13 protein-coding genes are annotated in these 19,437 nt (G+C 41.9%); 5 read left to right on the plus strand and 8 right to left on the minus strand.

The window, feature by feature from the left end; all coding sequences use genetic code 11:
* Positions 1–275 precede the first annotated feature (275 nt).
* From IPM47_07555 to IPM47_07575, 5 genes are all read right to left on the minus strand, one after another.
* Positions 276–1,454: an acetyl-CoA C-acyltransferase gene (locus IPM47_07555; protein ID QQS30774.1), complete on the minus strand. Its 1,179-nt coding sequence runs from the start codon at positions 1,452–1,454 to the stop codon at positions 276–278.
* Between the two features lie 49 nt (positions 1,455–1,503).
* Complete coding sequence (locus IPM47_07560; GenBank protein ID QQS30775.1) at positions 1,504–1,734, minus strand: hypothetical protein; 231 nt, start codon at positions 1,732–1,734, stop codon at positions 1,504–1,506.
* 20 nt (positions 1,735–1,754) lie between these two features.
* Positions 1,755–2,288: a nucleotidyl transferase AbiEii/AbiGii toxin family protein gene (locus IPM47_07565; protein QQS30776.1), complete on the minus strand. Its 534-nt coding sequence runs from the start codon at positions 2,286–2,288 to the stop codon at positions 1,755–1,757.
* Between the two features lie 41 nt (positions 2,289–2,329).
* Entirely contained in the window at positions 2,330–4,792 is a 2,463-nt protein-coding gene (locus IPM47_07570) for a 3-hydroxyacyl-CoA dehydrogenase/enoyl-CoA hydratase family protein (GenBank protein ID QQS30777.1), read from the minus strand.
* Between the two features lie 163 nt (positions 4,793–4,955).
* Entirely contained in the window at positions 4,956–5,513 is a 558-nt protein-coding gene (locus IPM47_07575; protein QQS30778.1) for a TetR/AcrR family transcriptional regulator, read from the minus strand.
* 280 nt (positions 5,514–5,793) lie between these two features.
* Between IPM47_07575 and IPM47_07580 the strand changes: the two genes are divergently transcribed.
* A complete protein-coding gene (locus IPM47_07580; GenBank protein ID QQS30779.1) occupies positions 5,794–7,587 on the plus strand; it encodes a T9SS type A sorting domain-containing protein in 1,794 nt (597 codons plus the stop codon).
* Between the two features lie 233 nt (positions 7,588–7,820).
* Positions 7,821–9,485 carry an alpha-glucan family phosphorylase gene (gene glgP / locus IPM47_07585; protein ID QQS30780.1) on the plus strand — a complete coding sequence of 555 codons (1,665 nt, stop codon included), beginning with the start codon at positions 7,821–7,823 and terminating at the stop codon, positions 9,483–9,485.
* 465 nt (positions 9,486–9,950) lie between these two features.
* On the opposite strand, the gene IPM47_07590 is transcribed toward glgP, so the two are convergent.
* A complete protein-coding gene (locus tag IPM47_07590) occupies positions 9,951–10,202 on the minus strand; it encodes a transposase (protein QQS30781.1) in 252 nt (83 codons plus the stop codon).
* 382 nt (positions 10,203–10,584) lie between these two features.
* Here IPM47_07590 and IPM47_07595 point away from each other — a divergent pair, with 382 nt between their 5' ends.
* A complete protein-coding gene (locus tag IPM47_07595) occupies positions 10,585–11,862 on the plus strand; it encodes a S8 family serine peptidase (protein QQS30782.1) in 1,278 nt (425 codons plus the stop codon).
* A 139-nt stretch (positions 11,863–12,001) separates the two neighbouring features.
* Positions 12,002–12,556 carry a protease complex subunit PrcB family protein gene (locus IPM47_07600; GenBank protein ID QQS30783.1) on the plus strand — a complete coding sequence of 185 codons (555 nt, stop codon included), beginning with the start codon at positions 12,002–12,004 and terminating at the stop codon, positions 12,554–12,556.
* A 265-nt stretch (positions 12,557–12,821) separates the two neighbouring features.
* Here IPM47_07600 and IPM47_07605 read toward each other — a convergent pair whose 3' ends face one another.
* Complete coding sequence (locus IPM47_07605) at positions 12,822–13,451, minus strand: hypothetical protein (GenBank protein ID QQS30784.1); 630 nt, start codon at positions 13,449–13,451, stop codon at positions 12,822–12,824.
* Positions 13,452–13,644: 193 nt separating this feature from the next.
* Here IPM47_07605 and IPM47_07610 point away from each other — a divergent pair, with 193 nt between their 5' ends.
* Positions 13,645–14,025: a hypothetical protein gene (locus IPM47_07610; protein QQS30785.1), complete on the plus strand. Its 381-nt coding sequence runs from the start codon at positions 13,645–13,647 to the stop codon at positions 14,023–14,025.
* 369 nt (positions 14,026–14,394) lie between these two features.
* Here IPM47_07610 and IPM47_07615 read toward each other — a convergent pair whose 3' ends face one another.
* Positions 14,395–19,407: an alpha-2-macroglobulin family protein gene (locus IPM47_07615; GenBank protein ID QQS30786.1), complete on the minus strand. Its 5,013-nt coding sequence runs from the start codon at positions 19,405–19,407 to the stop codon at positions 14,395–14,397.
* Between the last annotated feature and the right edge of the window lie 30 nt (positions 19,408–19,437).

The raw sequence follows: 19,437 nt of genomic DNA on the forward strand, positions 1-19,437 counted from the left end.
TAAAGATGAATTATCTATAGAATATGAGAAAAAGTTTTCACTTTATTGAAATCTTTTTTTTTATCAATTTATATTCCGGCTTTCATTTTGTTTGCAAACGCAGGTGCTACAATCAAATAGTATCCTGATCCTTTAATAGATATTTGATTATGCTTAATGTTTTATAGGTTTTTGTTTTGATCATTTTTTTCAAAAAAATCACCCCTCCGGTAAACGCATCAATTGGCACGAATACCGAAGGGGTGTTAAAATATATACTGTTAGTATCCGGTAAGTTAACCCAGCCTTTCATAGATGGCAGCAATGCCCTGACCACCGCCAATACAAGCTGTAACCATGCCGAATTTACCGTTAGTGCGTTTGAGGTCGTGCATGAGTTGAATGGATAGTTTAGCACCGCTGCAACCAAGCGGATGTCCCAAAGCGATGGCACCTCCGTTGATATTGACAATATCGGGGTTTAGTCCAACTTTTCGTATTACGGCAACCGATTGAGCGGCAAAAGCTTCGTTGAGTTCTATCAGGCTGATATCCTGTAGGTTCATCCCTGCCATTTTCAGGGCTTTGGGTATGGCAGCTACCGGCCCTATTCCCATAATTCGGGGTTCAACTCCTACCGAAGTGCAGGTAACCATTCGGGCAATTGGGGTTAGTCCCAGTTCTTTGACCATTCTTTCCGACATGACCACTACAAAGGCAGCACCATCAGAAGTTTGAGAGGAATTGCCTGCCGTAACCGTTCCACCTGCAGCAAATACAGGTTTTAGAGAGGCCAGCCCTTCGGGAGTAGTATCTTTGCGTACACCTTCATCGGTATCAACCACATATTGCCGCTCGGCGCGTTTACCTTTTTCATTTACATATACCTCATTAACAGTTATAGGGCAGATACCGCTTTTAAAATAGCCGTTGTCAATAGCGGCAGCCGCTTTGCGGTGAGAATGGAAGGCAAATTCGTCTTGTGCTTCTCTGCTAATTCCATATTCTTTTGCTACTGCTTCGGCGGTCAATCCCATCCCAATATAGTAATCTGGGTGATCTTTGGCTACCTCGTAGTTGAGGGTGGTTCTCCAGCCTACGGTAGGCACTAACGACATCGATTCGGTTCCGCCGGCAATGATACAATCTGCCATGCCTGCCCGTATTTTAGCGGTAGCGATAGCTATTGTTTCTACTCCGCTGCCGCAATACCGGTTTACGGTTACGCCGGCAGTTGTTTTGGGCAGGGCACGCACGGCAATCATGCGTCCTACCTGCAACCCCTGTTCCGCTTCGGGTACTGCATTACCCACAATCAGGTCTTCGACCCTTACGGGGTCTAATTGTGGAACTGATTTCAACAATTGTCCAATTACATCTACTGCTAAATCGTCGGGGCGGACAAATCTAAAGCCTCCGCGTTTTGCTTTTGTTACAGCCGTGCGGAATCCGGCAACTATATATGCTTCTTGCATGGGTTATTTTGTTTTTTTTTGTGGTAAAAAAGACAGCGTAATGAGAGATTTATTGCAAGTCAAGCCAATTAAGCGACTGATCTTGCTGTTTCATTCGTTTGATAATTTCGGTCGTTATTTGCTCTTCACTGAAATCGGGGTTCAATGTTTTAATTCCTGCCCTCATAATATTCCAGTGATGTTCAATATAGGCTATGCCTAATGCAAAACGTTCAGCCGGCGTTTTTGATAAAAAAATCTGATATTGCAAATCGGCAACGTGTTGGGGAGTATCTTGCATATCCGTTAAAATTTAAGTTTTTACAATAATCCAAAAGTTTGAAGCCTTAATTTGCCAATCCAATGTTCAATATATTTGGTGTCTATATTGGGATAATGTAACAAGTTGTGAATATCGCCCATTTGTCTTTCGCTTTGAAGCTCTTGTATCCATTGCAGTTTGGAAATAACCAAATCCTCCGGACTAATTACGCTAATCGGAATGTTTTCAAAGATAATGGTTTTGCGGTTGTTAAATTTTTCTGTTTCATAAGGTTTGTTTTGCAGAATGATAAAATCAACTTTATACCCGCTTTGATGGTCAATCACATTAAACATACCGATACCTCTATGCGACAATTCTTTCTGGGCAGTATCAAGGTTTATATAAAAATCTGTTTCAAACAGTTTTAAAAACTCACCGACCTTTTGATAAGGTATTTCCACAACTATGTCAATATCAAAAGTGGAGCGAGGCAGTAAATAAATGTTTAGTGCTACACTTCCCGTAACCATGTACGGTATTTGATTTTGGTTAAACCAACTGCAAATATAATGTAACAACTGTGTGTACATGGGTTATTGCTTTGAATGAGATGCTGAGTTTATTCTGCTGTTTAGTTCCTCAGTGGTTTTCCTGTATTCAAGATACTTTGTACCCGTTCCAGAGATTTTCGCTCGGTCATCAGTTCAAGAAATGCTTGTCGTTCCAGGTCTAACAGATATTGTTCCGACACTTGAGTAGGGGAGGATAAATCCCCTCCGCAAATGGCGTAAGCCACCTTTTTGGCAATGAGTTCATCGTGTTCCGAGACATATCCACCAAAACGCATGGCACTGATGCCTGAATAAAACGAACCTAATGCGGTACGGCCGAGTGCCCAAATATCGGTACGGGGTAGTGGTGGTGTATAGCCTTCGGCATGTAGTTCGAGTACTGCTTTTTTAGCTTCGGCAATTACACGGTCGGCATTGACCACTATCATGTCTTTGTTTTTTCGGAAAATACCGGCTTCAAAAGCATCATGTGCAGAGGTGGCTACTTTGGCGGTAGCAATATTCATCAGGTATTTTTGAAGGGTAGGTATCTGCACATCGCCTTCAAAATAGGAATCGGAGGCGCGAAGGGCGAACTCTTTTAAACCTCCGCCGGCAGGCACAACACCTGCACCCACCTCAACCAATCCGATATAGGTTTCGGCAGCGCAGACCACTTTATCGGCATGAAGGCATACTTCGCAACCTCCGCCAAGTGCCAACCCTTTGGGGGCTGCAACAACGGGAATGGAAGAGTAACGAATACGATGGGTTGCATTTTGAAAGGCACGAATAGCAAAGTCCAACTCGTCATATTCCTGCTCGATGGCTAACATAAGTATCATGGCAAGGTTAGCTCCTGCCGAAAATGCTTGAGTGCTGTCGTTGCCTATTACCAATCCTTTCCATCCGTCCCGTTCGGCAATATCAATAGCAGTGTTGATGCCTTGTAAAATGCCGCTGCCAATGGCGTTCATTTTTGTATGGAACTCCAGACAAAGCACTCCATCTCCAATGTCGTGAAGGGTGACATCGCTGTTTTTCCAAACCGGTTTTTGGTTGCGGTAGTTGTCTAATTTGATATAGGCATCTGCACCCGCTATGGGTTCGTATTGTTGAGTGGCGGGGTTATAGGCAAGCCGTTTACCCGCTTCCGAACGGTAGAAAGTGGTGCAACCGTTTTGCAACATATCCACTACCCATTGGGCAGGAGCAATGCCGGCAGCCTGCATAGCGTTCAGCGTTTTTTCCACTCCCAAAACATCCCAATATTCAAACGGGCCAAGTTCCCAGCCAAAACCGGCGCGTACAGCATCGTCGAGCGTGCTTACGTATTCGGTGATTTCAGGAATACGATGGCTGACATACCGGAATAGCAAATGCCCGATTTTGTTTAAAAACTCTGAGCCTTTATCTCCGTGGGCATGAAGCGTTTGGAGGCGTTTTTTCAGGTCGTCAATGGGTTTGGCAGCACCTATACTTGCGAACTTAGGTTTAGAAGCCGGTTGATACTCAAAGGTATTTAGATCGAGTGCCAAAATTTCACTTTTACCTCCTGCTCCTTTTACCTTTTTGTAAAAACCCTGTCCGGTTTTGTCGCCAAACCATCCGTTAGCGGTCATTTTCTGAACATAACCGGGTATGTTAAACAGGTTTCGGCTCTCGTCATCGGGGCAGTTGTCGTAAACCCCCTGCGCCACTTTAACCAAAGTATCAATCCCCACTACATCACAAGTGCGGAAAGTGGCTGATGAAGGGCGACCGGTAAGCGGGCCGGTGAGGGCATCTACTTCCTCAACGGTCATTCCCATTTCTTGCATCACATGAAAAATAGCCATGATGGAAAATACTCCGATACGATTGGCTATAAAAGCAGGTGTATCTTTACAGAGTACAGTCGTTTTACCCAAAAATAAATCGCCGTAGTGCATAAAAAAGTCAACCACATCGGGGTCGGTATGCTCTGACGGAATCACTTCGAGGAGTTTGAGATACCGGGGGGGGTTGAAGAAGTGAGTACCGCAAAAATTGCGTTTAAAATCATCAGAGCGACCTTCTGCCAACAAACCGATGGGAATTCCCGAAGTGTTGGAAGTGATTAAGGTACCGGGTTTGCGAAATTGCTCCACTTTCTCAAACAGAGATTGCTTGATATCGAGTCTTTCAACAACAGCTTCGATAACCCAATCGCAATCTTTGATCAGGTGTAGGTGATCGTCAAAATTGCCGGTTGTGATTCGGGAGGCGAAATCTTTCAGGTAAATGGGTGAAGGGTTAGATTTCAGTGCAAACTGCAAGGCATCGTTGACAATGCGGTTTCGAACCTGCTGGTGCTGCATACTCAGTCCTTTTGCTTGTTCGGCGGAGGTCAACTCTCGTGGAACAATGTCTAACAGCACAACCTGTAATCCAATATTGGCAAAGTGACAGGCAATTCTCGAACCCATTACCCCTGAACCTAAAACAGCCACCTTTTTAATATGGCGACCACCCAAATTAAGGGCAGTTTTTGCCTGACCCGGCGCAGTAATTATTGCTTCCATCTTGAATTTTATATGAAAAGTGAGGAATTGTTTACCAAACGTTTGTTTCCTTATTTGTAATCTGCGAATTGATTGCGATAAAAAAAAGCTAAATAAGATACTATTTTGGTCAGTAGTTTGTTTTTGGCAAATGCTAAATACTGCCTAACCGAATGTTCTTCTTTTATTCCAACTGATTCATAATGTCCCGGTGTGCCCGGCGCAAAAACTCTTTGTCGTTGAACAGGCGCATCATCATCACGGCACCCTCAACTCTTGCAATACTGTCCTGTGCAAGTTGAGTAGCTTTTTCGGGGGGATATTGATGGGCGTAGATGTGTTGCATGGCTTTCATCCACTCAACAAAAAAGGTTTTTACCAATTCTGAAAATTCAGGGATATTGCCTGATGTTTCGAGCGCAAGATTTCCAAACAAACAGCCACTTTCGGAGGCAAAAAATTGATTTTCCGACGCATCTGCCAACATTTTCAATTTTTGCTTCATGCCTAATTGTTCATCATAAGCCAGAACAAAGATTTCGTTTTTGTAGTAGTTGTGTAGGTATTCGATGACTGCCTTCATCAGTTCTTCTTTACTTTTAAAATAATGGTAAAGGCTGCCTTTCAAAAGACCGCATGCCTCGGCAATATCAGCCATCGAAGTATTATAAAATCCTTTTTTTCGAAAAACCAGCAGTGATTGCTTGACAATAAATTTGTCGCTTACTTTTTGCTTGGGCATAAATGTAGTTTAACAGAACGGGACAAAGTTAGTGCAAAAAAAGTATTTTTACCAAACGTTTGTTTGGTTTTTTGTTTCATTGTTTAGCTTCATTGTCTGTTTGGCTGGAATGGTTTTATATTCTCAATAAAAGCAGGGCTTCATTCAAAATTAAAAATGCATGATTAATAAAAAAAAATCTATTGAATTGGATACAATATTGAAATAAACTGTTTACTTTTACCCTCATAACCTTGAACACTTCTGTTGATATTTCTTCAACCTTTAAAACTAAATCAAAATGCTAAAAAAACAACTTTTAACTTTGCTTTTGGTATTGATGTCTGCCCTATCAATACATGCTCAACCGTATTGCAATACAGAATGGGGCGGCACGGGTTTCCCTTTTGACTTAGGCTGTCAAAATTCTGTATGTTCTTATGACCCGTATTGCTGTAATACAGAATGGGATGGAATCTGCGCAGTGGAAGCTGCTTGTGACTTCAATTGTATTGGTTGTACAAATGTAAGTTTATATAACAATACACATCCGTATTGTAATGAAACAGGAAACGGTACAGGATTTCCTAATGACGAAAACTGTCAATGTTCTGTCTGTTCTTATGACAACTATTGTTGTTTAAATTTCTGGGACAGTCTTTGCGCAAGTGAAGCATCAACTGATTCAAATTGTGCAAGTTGCCAATCAGGCGGTTGCGTTCCTACGAGCAATACGACCACAGTTTCTGCTTGCAGTGAATATTACTGGGCTGAAAATGATCAGACTTATTACGAAACTGGAATTTATTCAGTTGAAACCGACTGTCATACCGAGTATTTGGATTTGACGATTATTCCGGGAACTGAAGTGAGTCTTAACGGCACGACCGATGTTTGTATCGGCGGAGTGATTGGTTTGGTTGCAACCGGCGGCAACACTTATCAATGGAGCGGCCCCAACGGCTATACCAATGTTGGAGGCAGCATAACCCGCACCGGCGCAAGTATTTCTATGAGCGGCACCTATACAGTAACCATTACCAATAATATTTGCTCTGTGGTGTTGAGCATAGAAGTTACCGTTCATCCCAAACCTTCGGCTACCCTAACGGGCGCTACTTCGGTTTGCTCAGGCGGAACCATCACGCTCACCGCCCCTGGTGGAGCGGCATCCTATCAGTGGAGCGGTCCAAATGGTTTTACCTCCAACACCGGTGATGTTAATACCCTTGTCCGCACTCCTGCAAACACTACGATGTCGGGTGTTTATAAAGTTACCGTGACCAACACTGGCGGTTGTACGGCTACTGCAAGCCGCACTGTCACTGTTACTGCGCCTACAAATGCAACAATTACCGGCGCTTCAAGTTTTTGTGTAGGAAGCATGATTACACTTACGGCAACTACTGCCGGAGTAGATTATCAATGGAGCGGTCCGGGCGGTTACACACAAAGCGGAGCAGTTCTGAGTCGCGGACCTGCTACAAGCGCTATGGCAGGGGCATATAAAGTAACCGTTACCAATGCCTCAGGATGTATCAGCACGGCCTCAAAAACCATCACCATCTCTGCTGTTCCTAACGTAGCGATTACCAACAACAGCAACTGCACCCGTATTTGGTTGATTGCATCGGGAGGCAACTCTTATAGTTGGAGTGGCCCCGGTTACACCGGTAGCGGTTCAACGGTACTTCGCAATCCTGCCACAGCAGCCATGTATGGTACCTATACGGTAACCGTAACAGGAAGTGGCGGTTGCACGGCTTCGGCAAGCATTACAGTTACTGCATGTGGCGGTGGTGGTAATGAGAAAAATGAAGGGATTATAGCCGAACAAAGCCTTAAAGCCTTTCCAAATCCCACCAATAGCATCAGCACAATAAGTTTTACCGCATTGTCAAACGAGTTTACACGATTGTCGGTGTATGCAATAGACGGCAAAGAGGTATCGGTCTTGTTTAATAACCAAACCGAGGCAAACACTACTTATCAGTTTGAGTTTGATGCCACTAATTTGCCCGCCGGGCTTTATTATGTTGTTCTAAACGGTGCCAATGGCAGCAGAGAACAAACCCCTGTTTTTGTAAATAAATAAAAATTTACCAAAGTAAAAAATGGTCCCCCCAACAGATATTGTTTGTATCTGTTGGGGGGATTTTTTTAGATCAGAGAAAACGGACATTCTTCCCAGTCTTGCAAAGTTGATGTTATGGTGGTAATTCTGATTATTGAGTTGTTGCGCTGATCAATTCAGGTTGATTGTTATTAAATGAGAACTGATAAGCGGGTAAAAAATGTACCTTTGCGCTCCATCTTAAAAACAACTTGATGAACAAAACATTACCCCCTCAATTTCAACACCCCTACGAGTTTAATGAAAAGTATAAAAAGGCGGTCGTCTATTTCAGTATGGAATTTGCAATTGACCAATGCTTTAAAATCTATTCGGGGGGGTTAGGATTTTTAGCCGGTTCCCACATGCGGAGTGCATATCAGCTAAGACAAAACCTTATTGGTATCGGCATATTGTGGAAAAAAGGATATTACGACCAATACCGAAAAGAAGACCAATCCATGGGGGTGCATTTTCGCGAAAAAACGTATTATTTTCTCGAAGACACCCAGATCAAATTCAAAATTCAAATTGATCATCACGATGTTTGGGTAAAGGCTTATTTCCTTAATCCGGAGACCTTTGGAACGGTTCCAATGTTTTTTCTTTCTACAGATTTACCAGAAAATGACTATTTAGCCTGCTCCACTACTTTCAAATTATACGATTCAGACCCAAGTGCTAAAATTGCTCAGACTATGGTATTGGGAATTGGAGGTGCTAAATTGTTGGAAGAACTGAATTACAATCCCGATATATACCATCTGAATGAAGCTCATGCGCTTTCCGGAATTTTTCAGCTATACAAAAAGTATGGAAGTGTTGAGGCAGTGAGAAAAAAGGTCGTTTTTACGACCCACACCCCGGAAGAGGCCGGTAACGAAAAGCACAATATCAAGATGTTGCATCAACTAAGTTTTTTCAACGGGTTATCGCTGGACGAAGTAAGGCAAATCACCGGAGTTGAAGGAGATGTGTTTAACCATAGTTTAGTGGCTTTGAGATTGAGCCATGCTGCAAACGGAGTATCTGCACTTCATGGTGAAGTCGCCCGGCAAATGTGGAAAGATGCCGAAGGCATTTGCCCGATAGGACATATTACCAATGCTCAGAACAAATCATTTTGGGCAGATCCATGGTTAGAAGAAGCTCGTAGGAATGGCGACCGTCCGACTATGATGAGGCGAAAAAGACGCTTGAAATCGAAGCTGTTTGATGTAGTGGCCGACCAAACCGGCAAGTTGTTTAACCCCGATATATGTACAATTGTATGGGCAAGGCGATTTGCCGGATACAAACGACCGGATTTAATAACCCGGAATATGGATCGTTTCCTGCAAATTCTGAATAATGCGGAACGCCCTGTTCAAATAATTTTTGCAGGGAAACCTTACCCCGCAGATTACGGTGCCATCCACACATTTGACAACTTAGTGCATATCAGCAAAAAAATCAAAAACATGGCTGTTTTAACCGGCTACGAACTGAAGCTATCCCGGCAACTTAAAGAAGGGGCTGATGTTTGGTTAAACAATCCCCGTGTTACCCGCGAAGCTTCAGGCACAAGTGGCATGACAGCTGCTATGAACGGCGCAATCAATTTTTCAACCAATGACGGGTGGGTAAGAGAATTTAAAGACATGCACGAAGAACAAAACTCATTCATCTTGCCGATTGTTGACCCCTCCCTGCCCAATTACGTTCAGGATGAAATGGACCTCGAGAATCTATACAATATGCTGGAAGGCGAAATTTTACCCCTTTTCTACGACTCCCCCAACGATTGGTGGAATTTAATCGAAACCAGCATGGAACAGATTGCCCCGTTTTTCGATTCTAACCGAATGGCGGATGAATATTATTCCAAGATGTACAAATAAGTATTGAACGTACTTTGTTTTAACGAACCTTTGCTACTGTTTTCTTAGTTTATAATCTGATTTCCGAACCTTTAGATTGAATGTTATATAGTGAGATGAGAGAGGAGATAACATTCTATGTTTGCTTATTTCGTTAACCCTTAAAAACCAAGTTCATTTTATTTTGAGTAGTAAACAAGAAAGAGAGAATTGAGATAATAATGGGAACAAGATTTTGAAAAAAGGACAATAGAGGTGATTTCCATTTGTTCGTCATCCTTTTAAGTTAAAAGCTGCTCACTTAGCAATAAATTGATATTATCTCCTGATACCCCTTTATAGCAATTACGACCCAATCTGTGATCTGATTTAAGAGGTCCGATTACCGGTTCTGTGGCGGCTCTTCCAGAATATGCTTTCTTTGAAAATCAATTCTATCCTTGCCTCTCCAATCCTGTGACTAAAAGGAACTGATTCTGATGTCTCTCAAGGAGGACTATGTACAAAATCCTTCATCACACAAAAATATTGATAGTAAAGGTTTTCAGCCCATTGCTCCACTATGGATTCGTCTGACAAGTTGCGGGTGTATTTAAGTATGAATATCCCAACTATCAGCCGGATTGGTTTGGCAGGTCGGCCGGTATCTTTTGAATATAGAGGAGTAAACTCCCGCTTAAACACCACCCAATCTATAACAGAGGATAGAAAATACAAAGGGTGTCGTTCATTGAGCATGTCTTTCAATGAAAGTGCAGGCTACCCTGACCAGAATTAACTTTTTTGGACATCATAAATTGCGTGTTTTTATCTCTTAATTTACACAATCATGCAATTATTTCATAACTTCTTTGCCACTTCTTACCTAATTTTTAAGGCGTTAAGGTGTTCTAAAGGGACAACCAGATAACTGATCTATCGCTGTATGATTCTTCACAAGTTTTGATCTCCCGAATTTATTTTACAATTTTTTTCATGAAATGGTAGCAAATCTGCAAACTGAAAAGTGTAAGATATAATGTTGGTAATTTAATTAACATGAAATAATATCATTCTAAACATAACTATCACATTAGTTGATAAAAAATTTGTTTAATTTTTTTATTTAAAAAGAAGTATTATGAAAAACATTTTAACAATTTTCGGAGTGCTAATTCTTTCTGTGGGCAGTCTTTTTGCTCAGGATGATCAGCTAACTGTTAAAGAGGTAGAAATTGAAGCATCAAAAGGAAATGAGCTAAAGCCGATAGCCGGGCAATACATAGTGGTGTTAAAAGAAAACACCGCAAAACCGGTTGTTATGCAAAAAAAAGCAAAAATTGCAGACCGCGAACAAAAAGAACAAAACACACGCACGGCAAGGACAAATAACCTGAACAAATTGCGCAATGTTGCATCTAAAAACAATATAAAAGAGTCAAACATTGTTGCGGAGTTTGGTGATGTTTTGGTTGGATTTGCTGCAAAGCTCAACGACAATGAGGTTAAATCATTGCGTGCAAACTCTGAGATAGCCGGTGTATATCAGGATTATGAAGTTGAGTTGGCAATAGAGGACTTTTGTATTGAAGATATTGCAGACGAATGTGCTTTAGAAGAAGCTATGCTTGCCCAAACAACGACTTGTGCGATTACGAACGCCGGAGGTTTTGTGGATGGCTCCGGTAAAGGCACATGGATATGGATTTTAGATACCGGTATTGATTTGGATCATCCGGATTTAAATGTTCAAACCAGTCCGACTTTTGCAAAATCGTTCATTGCCGGTCAGACAGTTGAAGACGGACATGGACATGGAACCCATGTTGCAGGAATTGCCGCCGCAAAAAACAACAGCATTGGTGTCGTTGGCGTATCTGCCGGCGCAAGAGTAGTACCTGTTAAAGTACTTCCAAATAGTGGCCCGGGTTCGTTCAGTGGTATTATTGCAGGGTTAAACCATGTAGCAATGTATGACATACCGGGTGATGTTGTCAACATGAGTATTCAGTCTTATGGATGGTCAAACTGCGAAAATGCTAACCCCACGCTGCGCGATGCGATTCGAAATTTAGGAAATGCAGGCACTTGGGTGGTTATGGCTGCCGGCAACTCATCAGGCGATGCTAACCGAGATTTGCCGGGTTGTGTCAACGGCACTAAAGTTCTCACAGTTGGATCTTTGACTTGTGCTCACGGATGTTCAAGCTTTTCTAATTTTGGTAAACCTCCGATTGATTGGGTTGCTGTTGGCTCAAGCGTGTATTCTACTTATAAAAACGGTTCCTATGGAACAATGTCGGGTACTTCTATGGCAGCTCCTGTTGTTGCCGGTATTGTGCACGCAAGAAACGGAGCGCCCTTGAGCGCAGGAACAGTTAATTGTGGTGGAAAAACTTACTCCAGAGCCAGACGATAATTGGCGATCGGTTTTTTCCTGACTACTGCAAGGGCAATATTTTTAAATTGTTGCCCTTGCAATTTTCTGTGTTTTTAAATCCTGTTTAATATAACAAGTTGAACGGAATACCTTTTTTACCAACAATCATCAAATCATTATGAAAAAGAGGTTAATTACATTGCTCGCAGGTTGTATTGTTACTTTAGTGGCTTTTGGTTGTAATTCACAAAATCCGAAATTAAATGACCCGCATAGTGACGAAAATAAAACTACAAGTTTGGAAGGAGGCAAATTAATGGCCGATACAAAAAGCATAAATAATTCATGGACAGTAATTGCTGAAGGAGGACAATGTGCCATGGAAGAAGCAGGTCAAATACAAATCACCAATGAAGAAGTCTGGAAAAAAACATGGACAGATGCTTTTAATGGAATAGACCCTGCTCCGGAAATCCCGGAGGTGGATTTTTCAAAAAACTATGTATTGGCGATTTTTTTGGGAATGGTAAGAACGGGCGGACATACTTTAAATATCAGTTCCATCGAACCTGACTCTGACTCAACTATGGTTATAGTCAAGCATGGCAAACCCGGAGCCGGTTGTATGACGACTTCCGCCATAGAATTTCCGTTTTTGTTTGTAAGTGTTGCCCGATATTCACCCGAAGTGACAAAATTCACAGTACAAAGCGAAGAACTGCCCTGCAATTAAACTTCAAACACCAAGTTTAAATAGTACAGTTTCAAAGTGAATGAAATTAGCAAATGCGGTTTGAACAATCAAAATAATCCAATATTTTCTGTGAGCCTTTTTTTGTCTCCACAAACAACCAATGATAATATATAATGTCTTGATTGTTGCGGCTTTACCGTAACGGGTAAAAGAAAAAATTTACCACAAAAAAAAGCTGCCTGTTTTTGACAGACAGCCTCTTTTGTTGCGCAGAAATCTTGGCGATAAATTGCCGGATAAATGCTTAGTGGATATAAATCAACTGCGCAGGGTCGCTCCAGTTGCTTGCTCCGGCGGCGTTTACAGCCCTTACCTGAACCCAGATATTGCTGCCTAAAGTAAGATTCTCTAACACCAAACTTCTTTTTTGAACCGGCAACGCCATGATCCATCTTGCAGTGAGGCCGAAGGGGTCTTCGGTATAGCGAATCTCATAAACAGAAGCAAACTCGGCACTATCCCAACGGCAAATAGCAGTTCCTGAAATAACGCCATAATCTAAATCTAAAATAACGGGAATTCCGGGAGTTGGATTTTCGCTTTTTAAACCTCTGTAATAGTCAAATCCGGTCGTTGATAATTTTCCTTCGTCTCCTGCCGAGGTGTGTTCAACATTTAAGGCAAGCAGTTTCAAGCCGGTAATTAAGGCTGTGCGGGCTTCTCTTTTTGCGATAGTCGCAGTTTTATCCCGATTAGCGGCGGCGTTTATTGCCGTTTCAAAATCATCTTTCAATGTGGTAATAGCAACCAAGGTTGGCGAGGTAGTCGGAAAATCTGCATTTCCGGTCAGTTTGGATATCACCAAAATAGCAAACGCCAACAGGTTATTGTCGCTTTTCTTTACAAAACTGAGTTTAATTTTAAAGACTGTCATGGAATTTTGTTTTTAGTGGGTGAATGAAGTCAATTTTTGTGGTTTTAAGTATAATAACGTCATTAAAACAAAAACAGTTGCTAAATAGTTTCAAAAAAAGACAGTAAATTTGATAAAAAGCTAAAAAATATAGTAAATCGCATTAAATAACCTTATAGTTTTGTAGGTTATATCCTTTTACCAAATACTGATTTTGGGTCAAAACACTCATTTAAAAACACTCTCCGGTCATTCTCTCTTAAAAAAGACAATTTTCCAAACTGAATTAGTCAGTTTTCAACCGGAAATGGTTCATTATCAACTGAAAACGGAGCATTATCAACTGAAAACGGAGCATTATCAACTGAAAACGGAGCATTATCAACCGAAAACGGAGCATTATCAACCGAAAATGGTTCATTATCAACCGAAAACGGAGCATTATCAATCGAAAACGGAGCATTATCAACTGAAAACGGAGCATTATCAACTGAAAACGGAGCATTATCAACCGAAAACGGATCATTATCAACCGAAAACGGCTCATTATCAACCGAAAATGGCTCATTATCAACCGAATACGGCTCATTATTAACTGGAAAAGCGCAATTAGCAAAGTTGTGGTTGGAAATTAGTCCGGCTAACCACAGTCAGTAACAGGAAGTTCCTAAACTTGTTATGGATTTTATTGATAAAGCAATACAAATATCGTGGTTGCCTAAAGGTTCGCGTTCTTGGAAACGCTAATATAGATGAGCACAAAAAGTTTTATAACACGCATGATAATTATGCTTTAAAGCGCATGAATATTCAAACCGTGAAATTCTGTTTGTAAGCTCGAATCAAAAAGCCGATAGCCGGAAAACATAATTCCAACTATCGGCTTTTCATTTTTATCGGGTTAAAGGTCTTCAGCGTTTACATAACTAAACCGGTTGACCTTCTTAATCACCTCAAAAGCGGGTTAGCGAGCAGCTACCAAAACAACACCGGCCCCGTTATAAGAGTGGTATTCTCCGTTATACATGGCATCGGCCGAAACGGGTCCCATTCTGAAACGTCCGGGAGAAACGGCCCGGACAGTATAATAGAAGTTTTGCACTTTGTTTTGTGCTGTGGTATAGAGGTTAATCCGGTCATCTCTGATGTCCTGATGTTGGGGCAGTGCAGCATCTTTAATCCAAATCATTTCAGGCAGTTCCCCTATTCTCGGATTTTCAATTTCCAGACCGGCCGGCAGCATATCAGTAACAACAATATTGGGCACTGAGGCAGACCCGATAGATTGTAAAGAAAGCTGAACGACTATTAAATCGTTTTGGCCAAAATTGAGTTTGGTTATTTCTTTACCATTGCGGTCAAAAAATCGCTTTCTCACTTTCAGGAAACTGTCCTCCTGTACAAAATTGCCTTCTTTGCTAAGCCCTTCCATATTCCAGAAGTAATAGAGGTTTCCTTTTTTACCGGATGCTGTAATCTGAACCTGATTGGTTTGAATATCGTCATAAGTCAGTTTGAGGTCTTTTCCGGTAAAATTGCCGATATTTTTCCCATTGGCAGTTATGCTCGCAGTAATATCACTGTCAGCACTTTGTTTGGCTACTTTTCCCAAAGCAAGGAAGGTAAACACACATTCCTGGGTATTATGCCAGCGTTGTTTTTTGAAATCACTGACCAATTGTTTGGATAAAATGCCAATTTGTGCATTGGTGGGTTCTGCTTCCAACAACACATTCAAGGCGATTGCTTTATCGCGCAAGGCAGAAGAAAAACTCCCGTCAAATTCTGACTGACTGCGTTCGCCGTCATAAGAAGGAGGCAGCATTTGTGAAAACTTGGTTTTATCGCCCGAAAGTGCAAATGCGGCTGCTAACATATACTTTCCGTCAAGGCTCAGTAGTTCGGATTTTGCTTTATAGTAGTTCATCATTGGAACCACCGGCTTACCTGCTCCGGCAAGCACAAAGAGCGTATATGGAATTTCTTTCCGGGCAATTTCCTTTTCTTTTACTTTGTTATTGGCATCAAAATATTTGTACTTGAAGGTTTCTTTTTTTGCAAGGCGTTTTTGCAGATATCCCACCAATTTATCCAAAACCGGCTGCTTGACCTCAAAACCTGCTTTTTGAGCCTCTAACAGGAAATGGGCAGCAAATACATTGCTCCACCAGTTTTCATTGAAACTGTTGTCGTCATAGTTATATTCCACCGGCCAATAACTTAGAGCGCCATTCCACAACTGCATGGCTTCTATTTTTTTGACGGCTTCCTGAACGTTATAGTTGGGATTGGAAGATGTTTTGCCAATAGCGGTTCTCGGAGTACGTCCTATACTTTGGGTGATGTCGTAATAGTAAATTTGTGGAAATGCTTTGGCAATGGTTTGCTCAAGGCATCCATGAGGATAACCGATTAAATAATCCAGTCCGCCTGCAAGTTCCATCAGGGGTGAGCGACTGAGAATTAACTGGGCATCTATGCTGTTTGGCAGGTAGTCGTGATCCATGCTGATGGTCTGCGACTGTCCGGCGGCAATAGATCCGGAATTGCTGATTTTTTGAAGCGAGGCTGCCGGTCTGACTGCCAGTTCATTATCTTCCGAAAACTTTTCTCCCATCGCTTCTGCGCTGACTGTTATTTTACCAACTCCCACATCTTTTTGAGCAACAGCTTTAAATTCTGCCCTGTTTTCGGCATTAGCTTTCAGATTGACAGTGGCGTTGTTAGTGCCGACAATACTCATGTAATTGTTGGTATTGATGGTAACTTTTGCTGAGGCATCTTTTTCGGTGGTATTGGTCAAGGTTACGGGGATGGTAATGGTATCTCCCGGACTTAGGAACCGAGGAAGTCCGGTACTGATGACCACCGGGTCGGCCACTTTGATATGAAGGTCTGACGAACCAAATGCCTTATCTTTGTAAGCAACTGCCATGGCGCGCAGGTCGCCCGAAAACTGAGGAATATCAATTTCATATTCTGCTTTTCCGGCACTGTTGGTTTTGACCAACCCGCTCCAGAAGCTCACTAAGTTGGCACGGCGGGCAGTAACAGGATTGACGCGTTTGTTCAGGTTATATCCGTCCCCGCCTGTCAGGATGGCTCCGGTCATAATTTCGGGAAACAGATAGGGGTAGATGTCAAAACTTTTTACTTCTAAAGCTCTGCGTTGATAAAAGAAATTATACGGGTCGGGCGTTTTATAGTCTTTAATCTGCAAGATACCCTCGTCCACCACAGCGATTGCTACTTCACTGTTAGGAGCAGCTTCTACTACAATTTTTTGTTTCGTTTTAGACCTGACTTTCTCGCTTGCAGTGATTTTTACCGGTATTTGGTTCTTCTTATTGGTTACCCCAATATTGGCAAATCCATGAGCAACCGTCAGGGGGACGGTCAGTTCTTTTGCCGGACGAATCAGGGTAGCAGTAACATAAACATTGGGGACATAATCAGCAGGTATCTGCAAATCTACTTTAGCTACTTTTTTATCGGTATTGATAAACAGGTATCGCAAAACCTCGTTGCGTTCTACCGTTACCAACATACTTCCCTCGAATGGTGCTTTAAGCAATACGGATGCCGTTTCACCGGCCTCGTAACTGTCTTTGTCAAATTCTATATCAATCGCACCATCCTGATTGACTTCAAAGGAAGTGGTTTGAGTATCGCCGTACCGGTAGGCGTAAAATGATTTCACGATATATCCATTTGGATTGGTGGATTCAGGACGACTGATACGCACTTCGTATTCGCCCGAAACGGTGGGTTTAAATTTATAAGAAAACTTGTTGCCTGTAACATTAATGTCCTGACTGACTTCCTTGATTTCTTCTTTTTGCGAGCGATAGCGATATCGGCCACTTCCGCCAACACTTTCCATCACTGTGCGCCATTCGTGTCTGATTATTTCAAACCTCGCTTTGGTACTAACGGCTTTACCTGCCTTATCTACGGCTACTAATGGAATATCTATAGGTAGTTTGGTCGAAACATAGTCGCCAAAATCGCCTATGCCATAAAACACATCCTGGGTAAAGGCTTCAAACGGAGCCATTCCATAAACCGGCCTTCCTGATTCATCAAACACGGTGGCAAAGATTTTCCCGTTCAAAACGCCCATATCCACATACTCGTTTGATATTTCAAAAGGTTCGTTAAACTGACCGTTGATATCTGTTTTTCCTTCAGTTACGATTTGTTCTAGATAGGTCGTTTTGTTGTTGTTAAAGATAAAGTTTGGAAAATCTTTGGCAGTAAAAGGTTTGAAACTCAAAGACATAGTCGCCTCATAGTTTCTGTTGGCAGCAGGAGGTCCGAACAAATTGGTTGCTGTTCCTTGCAGGGTAATTGTTTGTCCGGGTTTTAACTCTTTTTTATCTGTACTCAATGCCACTTTAATCCGGTCGGGCATAAATTCTTCAATGCTGATGTTTTTAGAATTGAGCAATATATCGTTTCCGGTATATAACTCAAGGGTATAGGTTCCGGTAACCATATTGGCAGAGATGTCGAAATCAGCCTGACATCCGCCTTCGTTGTTCAGCGTTTTCCCGATGGTTTTGTATTCTTTGCCGTTAGGCAGCAACATTTTTAATTTGACCGGAATGTTTTTAGGCGTATTCCATCCGTCAATAGTTCTGACAATAACAGCAGCGTGAATGGTTTCTCCCGGACGGTATAAATCCCTTTCTGCATAAATAAAGGCTTCGTAGTTGGTGGGATTGTCCCTTCGGCCACCTACCTCAAAACGGTCTGTACTGACATTGGTTCGGTCAAGGTGCATGAAACTGAAATCGTTGCCATGACGGGCGGTAATCATGGCTATTGAAAAATCGGGATATTTGCTTTTCAAACTTGGCATGACTGCCACCCCTTGTTCGTTGGTTGTTGCTTTGTGTAAGACCTGATTGTTGCTGCTGATAAAGGAAATTTCAGCACCCGAAAGAGGTTTGGCATCGCTGATGGTATTGGCAAATACATGAATTTTGTCGCCATCATATTTGGCGATCATGCCGATATCTGCATAACAAACAATTTTGGAGTCTGTAATAAATTTGCGATCAGCATCCTCTATTTTAATGACATACATCCCATTAAACTGGGGTAATTTGTCTTCAAAATTCAGGTTCAGAAGATTGACTTTGCCCAAAGCTTCCAATTCAGAAGTCTTATAGGTTTTTTCCCAAATATTCTGACCAAATTCTTCGGTTTTATAAATGTCATAGTAGTAGGAATTGCCGTAATAATCTTCACCTCCCGATTCGTCATACTCATAATGATAGCCGTAATCTTCGCCATACCGCATAAAAGACAGCAGGTTGTTCTCAAAAACTTTGGCAATGGTAACTTTTACTTCTTTTACACTGACTATTCGAACGGCAATGTTTTTGTTGAGTTTGTTGGACAGATACATTGCCCCGCTGTTGACAAATGTGATATTCGGCTCTACTTCACCAAAGGCGATTTGTGCGGTATATTTATTTTTCATTTTCCCACCGAATATGCCGGTGATTTTGTCTGAAATGGTGAGTTGATAGGTTTGACCCATATCGAAAGCAGACGACACTATGCTAAAACCACTCCCATAAGACTCTAACTCAAAAGGCACAGCAGGATTTAGTGTTATTTGGGGGCGAAGTTTATCGGTAGCTATTTGTTGAGAACTGCTGATGTCTATTCTTCCTGTAGCTCCATCGTGTGTGGCTTCAACGCTGTTGATGCTCAACATGGTGATGGATTGCAGGGAGGACTGTGCATTCAGTTCTTTTTTTGTGGTCTGATTGGCTCCTAAAACCTGTAAGCCGGGTTCTATTGACAATGCGACAGCTACATCTTCGTCACCTACAGTATATTCGGTAAACTCGATATTGATTTCATTGGTCGGAGCATTGTTCAGCACCGTATAAGTGCGGTTGCTGCCATTGACTTGAGCTTTAAGTTTTCCGGCTATTGCTTTTGGATCAACTTCATACATCAATTTTACCGTCGCGGCTAAAATGGGTTT

The sequence above is a fragment of the Sphingobacteriales bacterium genome (assembly GCA_016700115.1).
GTDB lineage: Bacteria > Bacteroidota > Bacteroidia > Chitinophagales > UBA2359 > UBA2359.